This is a genomic window from Paenibacillus sp. DCT19 (assembly GCF_003268635.1).
GTDB lineage: Bacteria > Bacillota > Bacilli > Paenibacillales > Paenibacillaceae > Paenibacillus.
The window spans coordinates 6606132-6624898 of record NZ_CP029639.1; the positions used below are offsets into that span (position 1 = coordinate 6606132).

Annotated in this window: 15 protein-coding genes; 1 reads left to right on the top strand and 14 read right to left on the bottom strand. The window is 46.8% G+C overall.

From position 1 onward, the window contains the following. Positions 1 to 6 precede the first annotated feature (6 nt). The 6 genes from DMB88_RS29800 to DMB88_RS29825 form a co-directional block, all read right to left on the bottom strand. A complete protein-coding gene (locus tag DMB88_RS29800; protein ID WP_128104204.1) occupies positions 7 to 807 on the bottom strand; it encodes a hypothetical protein in 801 nt (266 codons plus the stop codon). A 751-nt stretch (positions 808 to 1558) separates the two neighbouring features. Continuing rightward, entirely contained in the window at positions 1559 to 2038 is a 480-nt protein-coding gene (gene rlmH, locus DMB88_RS29805; protein ID WP_128104205.1) for a 23S rRNA (pseudouridine(1915)-N(3))-methyltransferase RlmH, read from the bottom strand. Between the two features lie 731 nt (positions 2039 to 2769). After that, a complete protein-coding gene (locus DMB88_RS29810) occupies positions 2770 to 2937 on the bottom strand; it encodes a CxxH/CxxC protein (protein WP_082560598.1) in 168 nt (55 codons plus the stop codon). Between the two features lie 328 nt (positions 2938 to 3265). Continuing rightward, on the bottom strand, positions 3266 to 4246 hold the full coding sequence (locus DMB88_RS29815) for an MBL fold metallo-hydrolase (protein ID WP_254438399.1): 981 nt from the start codon (positions 4244 to 4246) through the stop codon (positions 3266 to 3268). Between the two features lie 537 nt (positions 4247 to 4783). Next, positions 4784 to 5305 (bottom strand): hypothetical protein, encoded by a 522-nt coding sequence (locus tag DMB88_RS29820; RefSeq protein ID WP_128104206.1) that lies wholly within the window; start codon positions 5303 to 5305, stop codon positions 4784 to 4786. Between the two features lie 616 nt (positions 5306 to 5921). Beyond that, positions 5922 to 7190, bottom strand: coding sequence for a S1C family serine protease (locus tag DMB88_RS29825; protein ID WP_128104207.1), 1269 nt, complete (start codon positions 7188 to 7190; stop codon positions 5922 to 5924). Positions 7191 to 8059: 869 nt separating this feature from the next. On the opposite strand from DMB88_RS29825, the gene DMB88_RS29830 reads away from it, so the two are divergent. After that, positions 8060 to 8272 (top strand): hypothetical protein, encoded by a 213-nt coding sequence (locus DMB88_RS29830; protein WP_056697491.1) that lies wholly within the window; start codon positions 8060 to 8062, stop codon positions 8270 to 8272. Here the strand turns inward: DMB88_RS29830 and DMB88_RS29835 are convergent. The 8 genes from DMB88_RS29835 to DMB88_RS29870 all read right to left on the bottom strand — a co-directional run bounded on the left by DMB88_RS29835 (position 8241) and on the right by DMB88_RS29870 (position 18635). Beyond that, positions 8241 to 9047, bottom strand: coding sequence for an MBL fold metallo-hydrolase (locus DMB88_RS29835; protein ID WP_056697493.1), 807 nt, complete (start codon positions 9045 to 9047; stop codon positions 8241 to 8243). The genes DMB88_RS29830 and DMB88_RS29835 overlap by 32 nt on opposite strands. Positions 9048 to 9053: 6 nt before the next feature. Beyond that, complete coding sequence (yycI, locus tag DMB88_RS29840) at positions 9054 to 9797, bottom strand: two-component system regulatory protein YycI (RefSeq protein ID WP_128104208.1); 744 nt, start codon at positions 9795 to 9797, stop codon at positions 9054 to 9056. Between the two features lie 284 nt (positions 9798 to 10081). Then, positions 10082 to 11362, bottom strand: a complete 1281-nt coding sequence (yycH, locus tag DMB88_RS29845) for a YycH family regulatory protein (RefSeq protein ID WP_056697497.1) — start codon at positions 11360 to 11362, stop codon at positions 10082 to 10084. Then, positions 11346 to 13196 (bottom strand): cell wall metabolism sensor histidine kinase WalK, encoded by a 1851-nt coding sequence (gene walK / locus DMB88_RS29850; protein WP_128104209.1) that lies wholly within the window; start codon positions 13194 to 13196, stop codon positions 11346 to 11348. Before walK ends, yycH begins: the two co-directional genes overlap by 17 nt. Continuing rightward, positions 13196 to 13915 carry a response regulator YycF gene (yycF, locus tag DMB88_RS29855; protein ID WP_128104210.1) on the bottom strand — a complete coding sequence of 240 codons (720 nt, stop codon included), beginning with the start codon at positions 13913 to 13915 and terminating at the stop codon, positions 13196 to 13198. The genes walK and yycF overlap by 1 nt, the downstream gene beginning before the upstream one ends. Positions 13916 to 14228: 313 nt before the next feature. Further along, complete coding sequence (locus tag DMB88_RS29860) at positions 14229 to 15761, bottom strand: M23 family metallopeptidase (protein WP_128104211.1); 1533 nt, start codon at positions 15759 to 15761, stop codon at positions 14229 to 14231. 635 nt (positions 15762 to 16396) lie between these two features. Continuing rightward, on the bottom strand, positions 16397 to 17161 hold the full coding sequence (locus DMB88_RS29865; protein ID WP_128104212.1) for a hypothetical protein: 765 nt from the start codon (positions 17159 to 17161) through the stop codon (positions 16397 to 16399). Positions 17162 to 17348: 187 nt separating this feature from the next. Further along, positions 17349 to 18635: an adenylosuccinate synthase gene (locus DMB88_RS29870; RefSeq protein WP_128104213.1), complete on the bottom strand. Its 1287-nt coding sequence runs from the start codon at positions 18633 to 18635 to the stop codon at positions 17349 to 17351. Positions 18636 to 18767: the final 132 nt, after the last annotated feature.

The window sequence follows — 18767 nt, forward strand, 5'->3', positions numbered from 1 at the left end:
ATATTGCTACAGATTGATTCTGCGGATGGACTTGCTGTTGTCGTCATAAAAAATAACATTTCCTTTTACGAATGTAATCATATTACCGTCTGTTGCCATCTCGTAGACAGTGTCAGCCATAGTCATGTACATTTTCCCGTTGTAAGTAGAAACGCTATCATACCGGCTACCATCATACTCAACGATCTTTTTCACTTTCACAGGAAACCTTTGCAGATCATACATCTTACTTCGGCCAAACACATATAGATTGTTAGCTGTTGCATGTGCGGCTGCTACAGGAGCATATCCATAGTAGTCCGTCAGATCAATTGCGTTGTAGGTCGTACTACTGACTACTTGCTCGACTTGCGATTGATTCAATTTCCCTTCAAAGATATTCAATTCGTGACTGGCTGTGACACCATACATAACGCTCTCAGCATCGGGGAACGCAATGAAGTCCATATAACGGGCTGCGACATGGTTAACATCATACGTAGCTACGCTGATGCTGTTGGTGATGTCGTAAAGGATTGTGGCAGTTGAATGTCCTGAAAATACTATTGCGGCGAGATACAGTTTGCCACTCGCTGAATTATAGGCAAGTTTGAGGGGCGTCAGGTCTTTATAGTCATAGTGTTTCGTTTTCCCGTCGGCATCCTTGTAGTTCCAATTGAAATCCTGATTGATCGTTTTGAATGTCTCTATCGTTCCGTTAGAACTGTTAAATTTACGTATCTTCAATTTCTGACTATCTAGGAAATAGATGTTGTTGCTCTTGTCCACAACCATGCTGTCAATCTGGTTAATCTTCTCTGTTCGCACAGGGCCATCAAAAGGACAAACATATCGATACTATATCTGCGGACAATTTCATAACAAAGGAAAAACTGTTTGTCGCTCCAATAGTATTCGAGCGGATGTGGCCGAGAAGCAGTTGCTTGAGGATCTTGTCCGTATCGCTTCTCGACCAGAAATCACTCATCAATTGGCATATAATATTAACAAGATTCGCTCCCATACAGATGCTCCCTTGCAGGCAGAGAAGAAAGCTATCTTGGATGAGCTGAACACTGCAAGCAAGAAGCTTCAAAAGCTCAAAGACAAACTACTGGAAAATCTTGAGCTAGTCCCTATTCTCAAGCCTGAGCTTATGAAAGTCCATACGAAACATGAACAGTTACACAAAAACCTTGAAGCTGTGGAAGCAAAGATTGCCGAGGACAACAGTACTTTAGTAGATGCAGATGCTCTGTATAATCTCCTAATACTCATAAAAGACAAATTGATTACTTTGGATGCCGAAGAACAAAAAGTTCTATTGCGATTGATGGTCGAGAGTATCCAAATTACTATGGAAGCTCCCCGTAGTTTAGGACGGCAGGTGAAAAAAATAAACTTACATTTCGATTTCACATTTGAAGATGAGGCCCGACACTCCTTCGACTTACTTGAACGCCTGTCATCGGGCAAAACATTGGACTTCATTGCTCCGGTTGAACCGTGGATGCTTGATCCAAGTATTAATTTGAAAATAGAAAGGGATTCCATTATGGAGTCCCTTTCTATTTTACCCTTAAAGGCGATACGGTTCATTCCGATTGATCTTCACTGCGCGATAAATCTGCTCCGCCAACACCAGCCGCATAAGCTGATGCGGCAGGGTCATGCGCCCGAAGCTCAAGCGCTGCTTCGCGCGGCGCAGCACCTCATCGGAGAGCCCATGGCTTCCTCCGATGACAAACACGACATGGCTCGTCCCATACGTGCCGAGCTTGTCGATCTCCATAGCCAGCTCCTCGGAACTCCAGAGCTGGCCATCCAATGCGAGCGCGACAACATGCGCCTCGCTCTTCACATGCGCGAGGATGCGTTCGCCCTCGCGCTCCTTCACCGCCCGTACCTCTGCTTCGCTCAGGGTATCGGGCGCTTTCTCATCTGGGACCTCGATCATCTGAAACTTGATGTACGGGGCGAGCCGCTTGGCATATTCCTGAATGCCGAGCGTTAAATATTTTTCCTTCAATTTGCCTACGCCAATAATTTGAATCAACATGGATATCCATTCCTCCTAAATGTCCTGCAAAAGAATCTATAAGTAAGATGCATCACCGCATCGTTTAATCTACCTGTTTCAGCTACACGTTATATCTTCGCATCCCAATATTCTAACGAACCCCACACACCTTATTTAGCCCATTTTAGCTTCTTATAAAATCTAACGAATCTCACACACGCTATCGCAGTAGAAACAAGCGTTTCCCACCACTTTCAAGGTCATTTCATTAAAATAGCATGCCTGCGATTCGTTAGATTTCAACCAGGGAGTATTAGCACCATATAAGAGGTCTCAGATTCGTTAGAGCTCCACAGTTACTCTACTGCACAGCTACTATAATGCTACTGCAAAGTTACCACCATACTACAGCACACAACGCTATCACTCACCCGACACAACTCCCACCTCAAAGTAGGCTTCCACTACGCGGCTAAGCACCCTATCATTATTACCTCAATTCATTGTTGATCGGCAAGGCGCTAGCCATCTTCCACGACCAACTCGTTAAGGCGCACGCCAGACAGGACACGCACATGTTGCACTTAGGCTTCTTCGTCCCCACCCCATCACTCCAACGCCCCATCTTCTCCTACCAAAAAAGCAAAAAGAGCGCTCAACACGCTCTCTTCGCTCCTTGCTGTGATGTTCATACCGGATGGAAAGTGAGTTCCAGCGGAGAAGTGCCACCTATAGTGACGCCTTCTGCCGCCTTCAATTCCTACAGTACGCTAAACGACAAGAAATTCCGCATGCTGCTCGCACTCAGCGCACTTCGCAGGCGGATCCCAGTCGGCAAATTCCGTCTCCTTCAAATCCACGATATCTGGAGCGTCCTCATACTCATCGACAAACTTGTCGATCGCAATGTCCACGTGTTCTTTGCATACAACGTACATCCGTTCAAGCATCCTTTCTGTAACCAGCTATGCTCCCGATTCACAACCGCTTATCCATATAGGATAGCCACTTCTCTGTTCTATCACACCTGGGACGTAAAAGAAACCCCTTATAGAATATTCCCGCATAGATCGGTTGAAAATACATAGCCAAAATGAACCAGCCCCAGCTAAGGTGGACGCTCACCCACCACATCCAAACACAAAAACAACACCCCTCCCCTAACTAAAGGGGCAGATGTTGCTCTTGAGTTCACTGCCTATGCCATATTAGAACAAGATTCATCAATCTAACCATGGAAAAAACCATGCCTTAATTTATGTCCTCTTATGGCCAAGAAATTTCACCTTTGATCACCTGAGCACTCGTTTCCAAATCACCTGTATTGGTGAAGTCCGGATACGCCTTTTCCATTGTTGCAATTAGCTCTTTGGAATCTTTGGCTTTCTCTGCTTCTGCTTCAAACTTTGCAATATAATCGCGGGTAAACGTTACACTGGATAGATCTCCGGCACTGGTTCCCACATAGTGACCTGGGATCACTCGCTCAGGGTTCAGAGCAGTAATTTCATCCAACAGTTCACGCCACTCATTACGGCTCTCTGGTGTTTGATTATCTGCCATCCAGACATGTACGTTCTCGTACACAGGAACGCCGCCCAGAACCGTTTTAATGGATGGGATCCACAGGAAGGTGTGCGACGGATCAGAACCATCCAGACCAATGATATCAACGGCTTGTCCATCTACTGTGAACTGTTTGCCGTCGAAGACATCAGGAACAATCTGTGCTGTTGGCGCATTTTCCTTCAGAATTGGGTTCCAGTAATCATTCTTCACTTGGATCGTTTCCTTAATGCCTTCCACTGTTCCCGGCGTTGCGACAATCTTCACATCTGGGAATGCTTCACGGATGACCGACAGACCGAAGTAATAATCTGGATCTTTATGGCTGATAAATACGGTCGTAAGTTTCTTACCTGTATCCTTAATCATTTTCACCAGTTGCTCCGCATCATTCTTCTGGAACTGGGCATCGACGAGCACCACCTCAGTAGGCCCTTCAATCAGGTTAGAGGAAACACCAAAAATACTTTTCTCCCCTGGATTAAATGTGGTCACTTTAAGCTCAGACGTTGATGTATCTGCTTCATCGCCCGTTGTATTGTTAGCACCGGCCACGTTGGACGAGGTGTCTGTCGTATTTTCGGTTTTACTTGCTGTACTTGTACAAGCGCTCAAAATTAACATGATACTGAGGAGTAGCATGACTCCAATGGATAATTTTTTACGAAACACTTTATTCATCTTCCTCTCATAATACTGTCGCCAGTTAGATTAATAAGGCACAGTGCAGTATGTTTTTAATTTTGGTTTTGCATTTTTGGTTAAACGTCTTATCTTTGCTTTTTGGATTTTGCTCTTTAGATTTTGCTTTTTGGGTTAGCGTTTTGCTTACCCTTTTTGGATATTACATTTTAATCTAGCTTTTGCTCCTACGATGTCTACATTTCAAACCTTGACTTCACATTTGACATTGAATGACGGACATAGTCGGTTCATAACACACAATGCAATACACACAACGCTCTCTTACTTTGATCAAACAAGACCCCTTCCCACTTTTATGTAACTACTACAGTTACAACTTTTAATATGTAACTATTATAGTTACAACTTAAGTTTCATGTCAAGGACTTATCTCTACAATTTTTTAAAAATCAAACATTATAGCTCACCTCTCTACTAAGCACCATCCATACCAAAGGTGAGTATTCATCGAGAACATCACAAAAAAACCAACCAGAATATCCTGATTGGTTCCCTTCATAAACCCATTTTCTATTATTGCAGCCCAGATTGAGCCTTTGTCAGCAATTTGCCACTTTGAAAAGCAATAACCGCATTCGCTCCCGTATCTCCGGTACCTTTATAGTTGTAGACAACCATATTCTCGGCTTCACTCAACGCTTCACCTTCGCCGCCGAGGATCGCGATCACTTCCTCCACCGTCATACCCACTTCAAGCTTTTCGTATTGAGCAAAGGTAATGAGCACCCCATCGCCCTTTCCTGCCGATCCATTATTAGTAGGTGCGCCTGTAGCCGTCCCTCCGGTTTCAGTCGCAGTGGACACCGTCGTACTGAGCTCATTCAGCTTTTTCTCCAGCTCCGCAATCTTATTATCCTGCTCCCCGCTCTTCTGAACCTGCTCCGCAAGCCGCTGCTCTAGACCTGCAATCTTATCCTCCAACCCACTTGCATCCACAGCCCCCGGTGTAGCTTCCTTCGAAGTGCAGGCAGATAAGAGAGACAGCGACACGAGTAGAGCCGTTCCCCCTAGCATCCCTTTCATTGTACGTTTCATAATTGAATAACCCCTCTTCTATAGTTTAGAACATCCAGATCGTCAAAGACCTGTTACTTGCACACCCGTGCATCACGAACACATTGACAACAGTTTATCATAGCAAAGGTCTAATGTAACTGAGTCTTAGGCTCTGATCCTGTCCGATCATTTGTCAAAAGAGTAACCTCTGTCCCGGAATATTGAGCCATTTCGACAGCAAAATCAACAGTGAAAACCATGAATCTAGTAGCACAAATCTTGCCCATGTAATAAAAAATCAGTCCTTTTGCGTACCCAGCAGTGATCCAATAACCATTAAGTAATTGATACCTCATCATCATTTCGGTATAGATTTCATAAGTTCTGATCGACACTTGTTCTACTCATTCATTGTGAGATACCTAATTCTGATTTCATCTTCTGCTCGTCAATCCGTTCTGATTAAATCTCGGTTTCAACCTATAATAACCCATGACAGTAGGGTTTTTAATGAGTGCTAACTCCGATAATTTGCAATAACTCCGAGTAACTTACATTTTCTACAATGTTAAAAAAAGAGCCGATCAGCAACCTGACCAGCTCTCTCTATTATTTCCTATCACCATCTCAACATAGTATGTGCTAGATATATGTTTTACTCCGGTTTATCCGACAGCTTCACCGATACCTTCTCGGCTTTGCCGTCCCGATAGAAGGTTACCTCAATCGTATCGCCGATTTTCTTCTTATCGTACAGATATTTACGAAGATCGAGCGTAGAGGTAATTTTTTGCCCGTCAAATTCAGTAATGACATCGTTGAGCTTCATACCCGCTTCCGATGCAGGCCCAGATGCTTCGAGCACCACCACACCACTATCGACGTGGGATGGTAGTTTCAGATCCTTACGCTGCTCGTCATCCAACGGAGCATAAGGATTGCTCAGATCGACAGTGTACACGCCCAGGTATGGACGAGATACTTTACCGTGAAGCAATAACGAATCGACGGTTTTCATCACTTCGTTCATCGGAATAGCAAATCCCAGACCTTCAACGCCCGTATCCGATATCTTCATCGTGTTAATGCCGACCACTTTCCCGTTCAGATCGACCAATGCTCCGCCGCTATTACCTTCGTTGATCGCTGCATCTGTCTGAATAACGTTCTGCTCCCAGTCGTACACACCATCCTGATTAATCGACACGGGTAGAATGCGATCGGTATAACTCACAATCCCGGATGTAAGTGTACCACCTAGACCAAGCGGGTTACCGATGGCAAGTACGGTCTGACCTCGTTTAAGCTTGCTGGAATCGCCAATTTCCGCCACAGCTCCCAGCCCTTTATCCTCTGTCGACAGCACCGCAATATCGCTCACCCGGTCTTTGCCAACCAGCTTCGCCTTATGTGTCTCGCCGTCCACCGTTACGATCTCAAGATCACTCGCACCTTCCACCACATGGTGGTTGGTCATAATGTAGGCTGTGCCCTCTTCTTTCTTGAAAATGACACCTGACCCTAGCGCCGAGTCCTCCATAGATAGGCTGCTGCCCGTTTTATGATTCACAATGCTCACCACAGAAGGGCGCACCTTCTCAGCTGCCTGAATGATCCGGTCGTACGGGTCAACAGCTTGAGCCGAGGGCGCACCGCCACCTGCACCATTGCCTATCGCCGCATTGGATAACGGTACAGATGCTGGCTGCATGATGAAACTAAACAGGGTAACGGTAACGATGGAGCTGATCACGGAACTGATCACGGCTACTTTGACCGTGGAGCTAATACCCGAGCGCGATTTGCGCGGATTCTGCCACCGATCACGCCCTCCTGGGCGGAGAATCTGAAGTTTGCCCTTCTGCACAGGTTCGGCGCGTCTTGAAACTTTAGTTGAATAAAAATCGTCTCCGAACAATCCCATCGTGATCCTCTCCCCTTCGTTGTCACGCATCAAGATCCTGACTGCCGCCTGATCATTGTCGCATGGGACGACGATGGTGTTCTCACATACCCCACTCCGCCGACAGATGAGCTTCCGAACGCTGTTATCCCCAGATTTCTTTGAGCCCCTTATGTAAAGGAAAAATCCGGGGATGAAGGCGTGTTAATGCTCCGGATACAGCTTCCTTTCAGAAAGCTCTGAGCTCCGCTTTTCCAGCTTCGTTCTGTGTCCTCTGTGACGCACGTGGCGTACATACCAGCTCTTTCCCCATGCTTTATTGCATTAGTATTTCAAAATCCTTTTGCATATCGCTGCACTCCCAAGTACACGAAATGAAGCGTCTATGTATAACAGAATGAATCTCCCATTCTGCCAGCGACTTTATCAATCACGCTCTCGCATTTTTTTGATATGCCAATACACTCACCAGTTCGCTCACATTCCAGCCTATTTCCAAGTGCTCCTTATATACTAAACACGTTATATCTGAAAAAGTTGCATAAATACGAAGAATAACGTAAATTTCCGCTAATTTGCAGCTATCGATAAAGATCCATACTATATCTATCACCACAAAATCCCGTTCGCTAAGCGCAAATTTACCCTTTCAGGCAAACTTTTTCTCATCCGATAGGCTACTGTTTCAGCATACACGCCCTCTTCTTTCATTTATAGCGGCAAAAAGAGGAATGTTTTCCAACCAGCCTGACTACAATAATAGTAAAAAGGTTGTTCAAAGTCGGCATTTGGTACCGACGGATGCCCACAGGCGTCTTGACACCAATTTGCCTAATTGCACTCTCATTTTAAGAAAAGAATTCGAAGGTTCATAGAAGGAGGATTCGCTTATGGAACGCACACGTACACTCACAGCCATGGAAGAGGTTCATATGGCGGCCAAGCTAGCCGATCTCAAAGAAGAGCATTACCGCAATACATTAGCCCTAAGCACCATCATTGAGCTGCTCGTGGACAAAGGCATCCTAACCCGCGAAGAAGTAGAGCGCAAAGCCGCTGAGCTAGACAGCTTTATGGCTCACCCACCCTATCCCATGGTGTAGGACGGTCATAATACGTATCACAGAGTTTGAACTCATGATCCCGATAGAAGCATCCACGACTCTCCATCGCATCGCGCACGGTCATTTTCGCCAGATCCATCATATTATGATCCCGGCTGAGATGTGCAAGATACGTGCGCTTGATGCGTCCATTCATCAATTCACTGAGTGCTGCCCCTGCTGCTTCATTCGACAAATGCCCGATATCGCTTAAGATTCGGCGCTTCGTATTCCACGGATAACGTCCCATCCGCAGCAATTCGACGTCGTGATTCGATTCGAGCACAAGCACGTCAGAATTCGAGATGGCATCGCGAACCTTGTCGCTCATATAGCCCAGGTCTGTCGCAACAGACAGCTTCTCACTGCCATCATCGAACGTGTACCCTACAGGTTCTGCTGCATCGTGTGAGATCCCGAAAGACTCCACGCGCAGCGAGCCAAAATCATGCTTCTCACCCGTTTCAAAGATCCGCCGGTTCTCCTCCGGAATGGCCCCAACCGACTTCTCCAGCGCCGCCCACGTATTGGTGTTTGCATAGATTGGTAAATTATATTTCCGAGACATCGCGCCTAGTCCTTTAATGTGATCGGAATGTTCATGTGTGACCAGAATGCCGTCCAGCTCTGTTCCTGCGATCTCCCGTTCCTGGAACAGTGCATCCAGTCGCTTCGCACTGAGGCCTGCATCAATCATAAGTGACGTGCCTCCATGCTGTATGACTGTGGCGTTTCCTGTAGAACCACTAGACAATACGGTAAAATAAATCCCCATAACTCATTACTCCCCTGGTTTATCTGTCTTGGGACTGAATACATCCCCACTGATGCCCTGCACGTACAACACTTCGCCACTTTCCAGCACGAATCGCCATGCCGGCATCGCAACTTGTAGATCTGAATTGAACAACTGGCCATAATAGCCAAGCTGAATATCTTTGACAATGGAATCGTTGGGCAAAAAGTTCTCGATCAGCGTACCCAGCGCCTTCGACGCCGGAAGCACCTGCTGCTCGCTCTCCTCCGCTGTCGTAATCTTCACCGGAGTCTGACGGTAACCTGTAATCTTCTGGTCGCTGTAGAATAGCTCCAGACTGACATTGAAGAGCGGCCATTTGCTATCCACCAATGGATGAAGGACAAATGCCCCATCCTCCGCCATCAGTTGATCCAGCCGGTACGTGCCGATCTGCGGAATCTCATCTTGCAGCGCATCCTCCAGCTCACTTTGTGAGAAGATTAACTTGCTGTCTACAGGCTGCTCCAGGTCAACACGAATACCTGCCTCGTCCTCTTCTATGAATTCATAGGACAGCTTCGGTAGCTTCGGTGTTTCATTCGGGATAGGTGCGAGCACCTGAATCCCCTTCTCTTCCATTGCCTGCTGTGTATTATCCGCCAGCGAGGTGAAGTCCAGATTGGCTCCGGCCGTCTCCCGTGCATCCATCCAGATCTGATATCCCAACACTAGATTCAGCAGCAGAAAGGCATAGATTAATACATTTTTCGCCCGTCCCCAATCCAAAACGTTCACCTCCATCAGTTAACTAGGTCGTGTCTGAAAACTCACTGAATGAAATACTTGTTTCTTAACGAACTCCACACGTCTTATTAGCTCTATTTTCCGCAAGTTTGTAATCTAACGAATTGGAGAGACGTTATTTCTAGCATCTATAGACCTTCTATCGATTTTCACCGGTACTCTACGACAATAGCATCACTGAGGTTCGTTAGATTTTGCTACCTATGCTGATTCCGCCATTTAAGGTGTGTCAGATTCGTTAGCCCTCTGCTCCACCCTACGAACCATCAAGAAACCGTCGTTTCCTCACCGTTACCGAAGCGAATCACCCATACCGGGATCAGTTTAAGGCCATCCTCAATCGCAGACGGTCGATACGCTGGATATACATCTACAACCTCGCGGTTTGCACCAGCTACCTTCTGAATGAGTGCCTTCAGCTTGTCCCCGCCAGGCAGCTTAACCGACTGTTTCGTCTCCGTACCTTCGTTTAGATACTCCAATGAACGCTCATAGCTCGATACGGTCTCCTGCCGCATTTCCATATTGATCGTACCGAAGCGGAATTGCATCGAGTCCATAATCGGAAAGCTGCCGTAATACTGCTGGAACTGAAGCTGTGTTTTGTTATCCGCTGTCTCCAGCATTAGACGTGACCGTCCCTTCCAGCCCCCGTGCTGGTTGACAAAATCCACCGCGGACAAGGCATCCTTGGCCGCATCAATCTGTCCCGCAGGTGGTGCAGCTGGGTCGGTGTAGCTAATCCATCGCTGATCCTGCTTCACTTGCAAACTGCGTTTACTATCCGTGTAGATCTCTGACCCATCCTTTTCCCGGATATTCCGGGTCATGCTAGGGTCGAAGAACAAGCTACGCTGCATCTGCTCTACCGTAAACTGGCTTGTCGGCATACTCGCCTCAATCGTCTCGATAGCTTCAGAAGGAATGTAATAACGGCCATCCATCAGCGTATAAGGCGTCCAGTTGCTGCCGAAGTCCACATGCTGCTGCACATCCTGCACCGTTAGGTCAGCCTGCGTAGCCTCGTACACGACATCTCCCTTGGCGCTGAAGAATAGAGCATGCGCTTTGGTTTCATTTTTGGCGGTATAGATCGAAATTCGGTTAATCGTCTCTCCTTGAAAGAGGGAATCCGTGCCTAGTCGCATTACGCGCTGTAACAAAGCCACCGGAATACCCTCCTTGAAAGACAGCTCAAAGCCAGGGTTGTCCTTCCGAATCTGATCCCAGTTCACAGACTGCACACTACGCCGCTGAAAATCATCAAACGTGCGTCCCTGCAGTCGTGAGAAGATCAATTGATAGAATGTATTGCCTGGGTAAAACACCGTATGTTTATCCTCACCTAGATGAATAATCATCTGATCCGGAAAAATTAATTCCTCAATGTTACGCTCTTGACCCATATTCTCGGTCTTCACATAGTTCGTTTCAGATGTCACAACCGAATCCCCACCGCCTGGTAGACGGTAGATTAGAAAGTAGCTCTGTACTAGGCTGGCAACAACGAGTGTGGTAAGCACCAGTGATTTAATCCGTTCCTTCACGGTGCTCACCTCCTTCATCACGCATCGGCAATGTGAATGTTACGGTCGTGCCAACGTCCAGCTCCGATTCAAGCGTAATACTGCCGTCATGGGCTTTTACAATTTCCCGGGCAATGGATAACCCGAGTCCTGTTCCACCCATACTACGCGAACGAGCCTTATCTACACGGTAAAACCGTTCAAATATACGATCCAAATCCCGCTGTGGGATGCCCATGCCTGTATCCGTTACCGAGATGGCGAGCGTCTGATCATTCGTTTTGCGTGCTGCAATCGTGATCGTACCACCCTCAAGCGTGTACTTCAGCGCATTGGAAACGACATTATCGAGCACCTGATCGATCTGATCCCGATCCAGCGGTACCGCAGGAAGGTCACGTTCCACCGATAACACAGGCTGAATATCCTTTTGATGCATCTGGAATGAGAATCGATCTGTCACTTCCTCCAGCATCTCCAAAATGTCGGTAGGTTGTTTCCGCAGAAGAGCCTCTTTGGAATCCAGTCTGGACAGGTGCAGCAGATCCGTAACAAGGCGGATCATACGCTCCGTCTCATTCTGGATAACGCCAACGAAGCGCCCCGCGAGCTGGGGATCTTCGAGTGCACCATCATCAAGCGCCTCGGCATAACTTTTAATGGTGGTCAACGGCGTACGCAGTTCATGGGATACATTCGCCACGAATTCACGCCGGGACGCTTCCAGCTCTTCTTGTTCGGTGACATCCTGGAGTACTGCAATCGTTCCCGTAATTCCTAACTCACGTCTATGAACAGGAGTAAACGTCATACGAATCACGACAGGCTCCTCCTGACCCGCAGGAGCGATCTGCAACAGGGTCGAACCTGTGAAGCCACTCGCCAGTGCTTCCGCGTCCTCAGGATCGATACCGAGCAACACTGCGAAGTGCCTGCCCTCAATATCTGCCGGACGCATTCCCAGAATGCTACTTGCACGGCGATTGACCAGAATGACTTTGCCATACTCGTCTGTCGCAACTACACCGTCACTCATGTTAGTCAGAATGGAGGTCAGCTTCTCTTTCTCCTCTTCGTTCTGAGAGAGTGCGTCACGCAGGCGGCTGGTCATATAGTTAAATGCGCGGCTGAGCTGGCCGATCTCATCTGTGCCGAATACAGGGGTCTGTTGGTCGAAGTTCCCTTCAGCCACCGCCGTTGCCCGCCTCGTCACTTCCTTAATCGGTTGTGTAATCGTATGAGATAGAATGACGCCAAGCACCGCTGTTAACACAAGGGCAATGAGAATGCCCGAAATAAAAATCTTGTTAATGCCCTCCATAGTGGCATATAACTCATTCATCGATGCGGCAATATATACCGCACCAATGATCTTGCCGCCGGACAATACCGGCTTGGCAACCACCTTTTTGCGGACATTGTCCTCATCAACGATATATTCCTCATTATCTCGAATGCCCTGCAACGCACGGCTGACAACGGTCTGTGTATTTTTGCGTCCAACATAGTCCGAATGGGAGCTTAGCGAGGTGGTGAGCACCTTACCACTGGCATCCAGCACTTGAATCTCTGCCCCGTTAATGTTGAACAGATTGTTCACCAGCACGCGCAGATTTTCCGTTTTGTCCTCGCCAGCCTCCACTTCGCCACCAGCCATCGTCTCTCCCACTAGCACCGACAGCATCTCCGCTCTCGCCTGTAGATCCTCGGTGAAGTTACTTGTAAGAGAATTCTTCATCGCACTGACAAAGTAAACGCCAATCAATTGCATCGCAATTAGAATCAGCAGCACATATATGATAATTAGCTTCGCCTGAATCGTTCGGAAGAACGAAAATCGCGAGAATCGCCCCATTATATCCCCACGCTTTTGGGATTACGCACCAGATAACCTAATCCACGGCGCGTCAGAATCGTCTCCGGTTTGCTCGGATTCTCCTCAATCTTCTCACGCAGACGACGGATCGTTACATCCACAGTACGCACATCCCCGAAATATTCATATCCCCATACGGCCTGTAACAGATGTTCCCGTGTCATCACCTTGCCCGAATGCTTCGCCATGTAATAGAGAAGTTCATATTCACGGTGGGTCAGATCCAGCGGCTCTCCGCCTTTGTACGCTGTATACATGTCCATATCAAACGCCAAGTCGAACAGCCGCATAATCTGCTTCTCATCCTCTTGCGCTTCCGTCGTAGTAGCAGGCTTCTGTCTTCTACGCATCTGTGCCTTCACCCGTGCAAGCAGCTCTCTCGTGCTGAAAGGCTTCGTTACATAATCATCCGCACCCAGCTCCAAGCCAAGTACCTTATCAATCTCGCCATCCTTCGCGGTCAGCATAATGATCGGCATTTCCAGATGTGCACGCACCTCACGGCATACATCCATTCCATCCTTGCCTGGTAACATCAGATCGAGTAGCATGAGATCCGGTTTCTCGGCTAACGCCAGTTCGACAGCGCGAATTCCATCGAAAGCGCAGATGACCTCATATCCCTCTTTTTCTAAATTAAACTTCAGAATGTCTGCAATAGGCTGTTCATCGTCCACCACCAAAATCTTCCCCTGCATCGACTGTATTCACCCCTGTATCCTGCTTGATCCGCATATGCGGTCTATCTCTGTATATAAGTTGTTCTGTCATCATTGGTAGTTATAATCTTAGTTGTCCATCTTAGCTGTCTATCTATTAGGTTGAACATATATAGTTTATCATACCTGAACCAGCGTCACATCCCGATTGGCAATCGATTGGCGGGAAAATGAAATTTTTTTACAGTTCTGAAGTGCTCCATAGAAAAAAGGCCAGCCTAAGCTGACCTTTGTGACAAGGAAAATCCACATTTTGATACAAGCGTATCGCGGAATTTTCCTTGTATAACGACTAATTCAAGTATGTCATCGGATTCTCTGCTGTACCATTCTTAATAATCTCGAAGTGCAGATGTGTCCCTGTTGAACGTCCAGTATTGCCCATTACACCGATGCTTTCGCCTTTTTCGACGATTTGTCCAACCTTAACACCAATGCTGTTCAGATGACCGTATAATGTTTCGTACCCGTTACGATGGTTAATGATAATAACATTGCCATAACCGCTCTTCTGTCCTGCAAACGTTACTACACCTTCATCCGAGGATTTTACATCCCGGTTCCCTACGAGGTCTACACCTTTGTGCTGACGGCCCCAACGTTCACCGAAGCTGCTGCTCATCGTTGCGCTGGAGACAGGCCATGCGAACTCACCTGTACCTTCACCGACTACTTTCGTACCACTAAGAACAACTTCGGTCACTGCTGACTTAACAACTTCCTGACCTAACCACTCTTCTTGAACGACTTCGCCATTTTCTTTGGTGATCCGGTATTGCATGTTTTTCAGTCCGCTTTGACCTGGACGCACCACTTTAGTTGTCCCTGCTTTTAGCTCAGCACTTTTACGTACCTCAACCTGGGGTTTAATCTCGATCTGCTCAACAACTTGCTCGACCGATTTCACAGTAACCGCCGGTTTTGGAACCGTCAGTGTAAGCTCGTCTCCGATTTGCATAGACGTTTCTTTAATGCCAGGGTTATTTTTACGGATTTCGCTTTGAGTAAGCTCGTATTTGGCAGCAATAGAAGAGATGGTGTCTCCCTCTCGTACCACATAGGTTACAGGCGCGTCTTTACCGACCGTTAATGCTTTAACCGCCTCAGAGACATCCCATATTTTGTTTGGATCTGCTTTAACTGCATCCGTCTGCACATCTTCTTTGATATCAACGGATTTCAGGGTTGTACTCGGCCCTTCGGCTTTCTTCGAAGAGTTTGCCGATACCGACTTCGTTTTGAGCGAGCTACGCACAGCCGATGCCGATATGTATTTGCTCTGCACTTGTTCAAGAATCGCATCTGCTGTTGCTTGATCCTTCACAATGCCGATGACTTCACCGTTGACCTTCAGCTCCACGCCTTTAGCGTAAGCAGTAAGCATATCATCGAGTTTATTCAGCGTTTCATCACTGTTTATGTCCGGTTTGTATGCTTTTACCGTTTCAGTGGTAATGCCGTCCGTATTAAGAACCATTTCCGCTTGTGGATATTTATTTTGGTATTCTTCTGTTTTGTCTGCAAATAGTTGTTGTAACTGCGCTTCATCTGTAATGCTGCCAATAGCCTGTCCTTTGACGATCACGTTGTAATACGGAACCGTGTTGGCTGCAACATACTGTTTCCCTGCAAATCCGATCGATGCAGCAATAAACAATCCACATGCTGTGGTAATGATCCATTTGCGCGAGGCTTGAACGCGCTTCTGTTTAACACTGAAGTTGGACATGCTCATGTTGTTTTTGTCTTCGGCCGTCCGGTGTTCCCCGGATTGTTCGTGTTCCCGGTTTTTGCCCGGTTGGCGTATGCCTCTGAAACCTTTCATGATTCTCTCCTTTTCAGCACTTCTAGGCTCGCATTTCTGTCAAGACATCACCCATCGTGTATGCCTCATGTTTGTTGAACTATCTATCTGGGTGTCCGCAAATCAGGACTTTAGCAGCGCTCGTAAAAGTGTCAAAATTTTAACCTTTTGTCGCACCCGTATACTTTAACACAGGTTTTACACACATTTCAACTGTAGCCATCACAGCGCAAAGCCGCGTCCCGTCTGGTTTTCCTGTATTATCCATATGGTGGCAGGTCTTTCTGCCTTCATCTTTTGCCTTTACATTAAGAAAACTATGTACTTCCAACCAACTTTTATGACTAGGTTCTAAGACCCACCGAAATATGACTTCTCTTTCATAAAAACACAACCTGAAAATCCCTCGCCAGATGAACTCTGATAAGGGATTTTGTATAGTAACCTGCTATAGGATGCCTTAACTTCACGGCTATTTATGCCAAGTAATTTCTTCCACTATTCCATAAAATAGCGTCTTAATATGAAACACTACATTCGATTATATGACTAGAGCACTTACCTTGTTACATTTCTTATATATGCCAGCTCATATTCGCAGAATTGCCGCGAAAATCTCAGATTAAACGAGGAACATCCCCGTTCTATCTTACTGATCACTCTGCTTGCAGCACTTCCATCAAATTATCATATTCTTCGCTGGTCAGATACTTCGAGATTACCTGCTCTATATCACGTAATTCCTGCTCGGTTAGTCCACCCTCCATAGCACCGGAGATCTGTTGCATTTCCTTCTGAGGTAACTTAGCCATCAGCAAGCTGAAAATTTTCTCCTTCTCCTCTAGCGGCAACTTATCCTTCACACCTGTAATGTCATCTGGAGATACAACAATTGAATCATTACCTGTTGGGGCAGTTCCATTAGAGCTTCCACCTGTTCCATTGCCGGAAGCGACACCATCTCCTGTACTACCTACAGAACCGCCTGTCGTCCCACCTACGCCTGCACTTTCATCTGAATTAGACTCATTTCCACTACTCTCACCAGAACCGGAACCAGTTGATGCATTGGGTTGGTCGCCACCTAGAGACACCTCAGTATCACGCTCTGTGCTCGCTGAATCGTCATCCGTGCCATTCCCCATCACCGAGGTGGCATTTTCCGGCACTTGTTCTTCTTCTGCCCCTGCTGGCTGATCTGGTGGTTCTGTCTCCGTCTTCTTGTCCTCTCCAGACTTGCCACCAAGCATACCTTGAAACATAGCTGCCATCCCTAGCGGCTGACCCTCCCACTGAATATTAAAACTTGCAAGCAGCGATTTAGCGTAAGACTGTACGATTAGTCCGGTCGTTAATAGGGTCAGTGAACTGACCAACACAACGGTAAGTACCATTTTTACAAACCATTGAAGCAGCTTCATTTCCGATCTCTCCCTCCAATTTCCCACCCGTTCATCTGGCTTCACTCCGGGTCTGTCACTCTACTGTTAATCAGTATTGACGGAAATCTGGGGAATATAATCGGATGTGACCATTATAGCTAGTTGAGTATACGAAAAAAAACCTCGGTGATCGCTAAATTAGCGACCACTGAGGCTTCAACAATGCTTATTCGTAAATTGGAAGTACTTGATTCGTTTGTTCACGGTTACGACCAACAGAGAAGATCGCAATTGGAATACCCGTGAGCTCAGATACACGTTTTACATAGTTCTGTGTGTTTACAGGCAGATCTTCAAGCTTCTTCGCTCCAGTGATATCCTCACTCCAGCCTGGCATTTCTTCATATACCGCTTCACATTCTGCCAGCATTTTGAGGCTTGCAGGGTAGTGGGTGATAACCTCACCGCGATATTTGTAACCTGTGCAAATTTTAACCGTGTCCAGACCTGTCATAACGTCCAGTGAGTTCAAGGACAACCCTGTAATACCGCTGACACGACGAGCGTGGCGAACAACAACGCTGTCGAACCAACCTACACGGCGCGGACGTCCAGTTACCGTACCGTACTCGTGTCCAGTTTCGCGAATTTGGTCACCAATCGCATCATGCAGCTCTGTTGGGAATGGGCCATCGCCTACACGCGTTGTGTATGCCTTAGCTACCCCAATAACTTGCTGAATGCGGGCTGGACCTACACCAGAACCGATACATACGCCGCCTGCAGATGGATTGGATGAAGTTACGAACGGATATGTTCCTTGATCCAGATCAAGCATCACGCCTTGTGCGCCTTCAAACAATACTTTTTTGTCCTCATCGATATATTCATTGAGCACAACAGAAGTATCACGTACGTAAGGACGCAGGATCTCTGCATATCCCAGATAATCTTTCAGAATCTCTTCCACATCAACAGGTTGACCGTTGTATACCTGCTCGATGATGCGGTTTTTCTCTTTAACCAGATGACGCAGCTTCAGTTCGAAATCTTCCGCATCAAGCAGATCGACCATCCGAATGCCGATTCGAGCTGATTTGTCCATGTAAGCTGGGCCAATACCTTTACCGGTTGTACCGATTTTGTTTGGACCTTTGCTCTCTTCCTCTAGTGCATCCAATACCATGTGGTATGGCAGGATAATATGTGCGCGTTCACTGATGGACAGGTTCTTCGTTGTGAAGTCATTATCATGAATGTAATTAATTTCTTCAATAAGTGCCTTCGGATTGATTACCATACCGTTACCGATTACACATGCCTTATCCGTGTAGAAAATACCCGATGGAATCATCGTTAGTTTATATTTTTTGTTGTCGATCAGAATCGTGTGCCCTGCATTGTTACCACCTTGGTAACGTGCAACTACGTCTGCCGTTTCTGCTAAATAGTCCGTAATCTTACCTTTTCCTTCGTCTCCCCATTGCGTTCCCACTACAACTACCGTTGACATAGTACATACCTCCGTGGGTGCCTTGCGCACCTTTGTATTGGTCTGTCCGTCCTCTATCTCGGCAGGAATTTAAGTGACAAACACCGGCGGAGAAGCGTGCTAACGGACAGTGAAAATTTCCTTCAATTTACA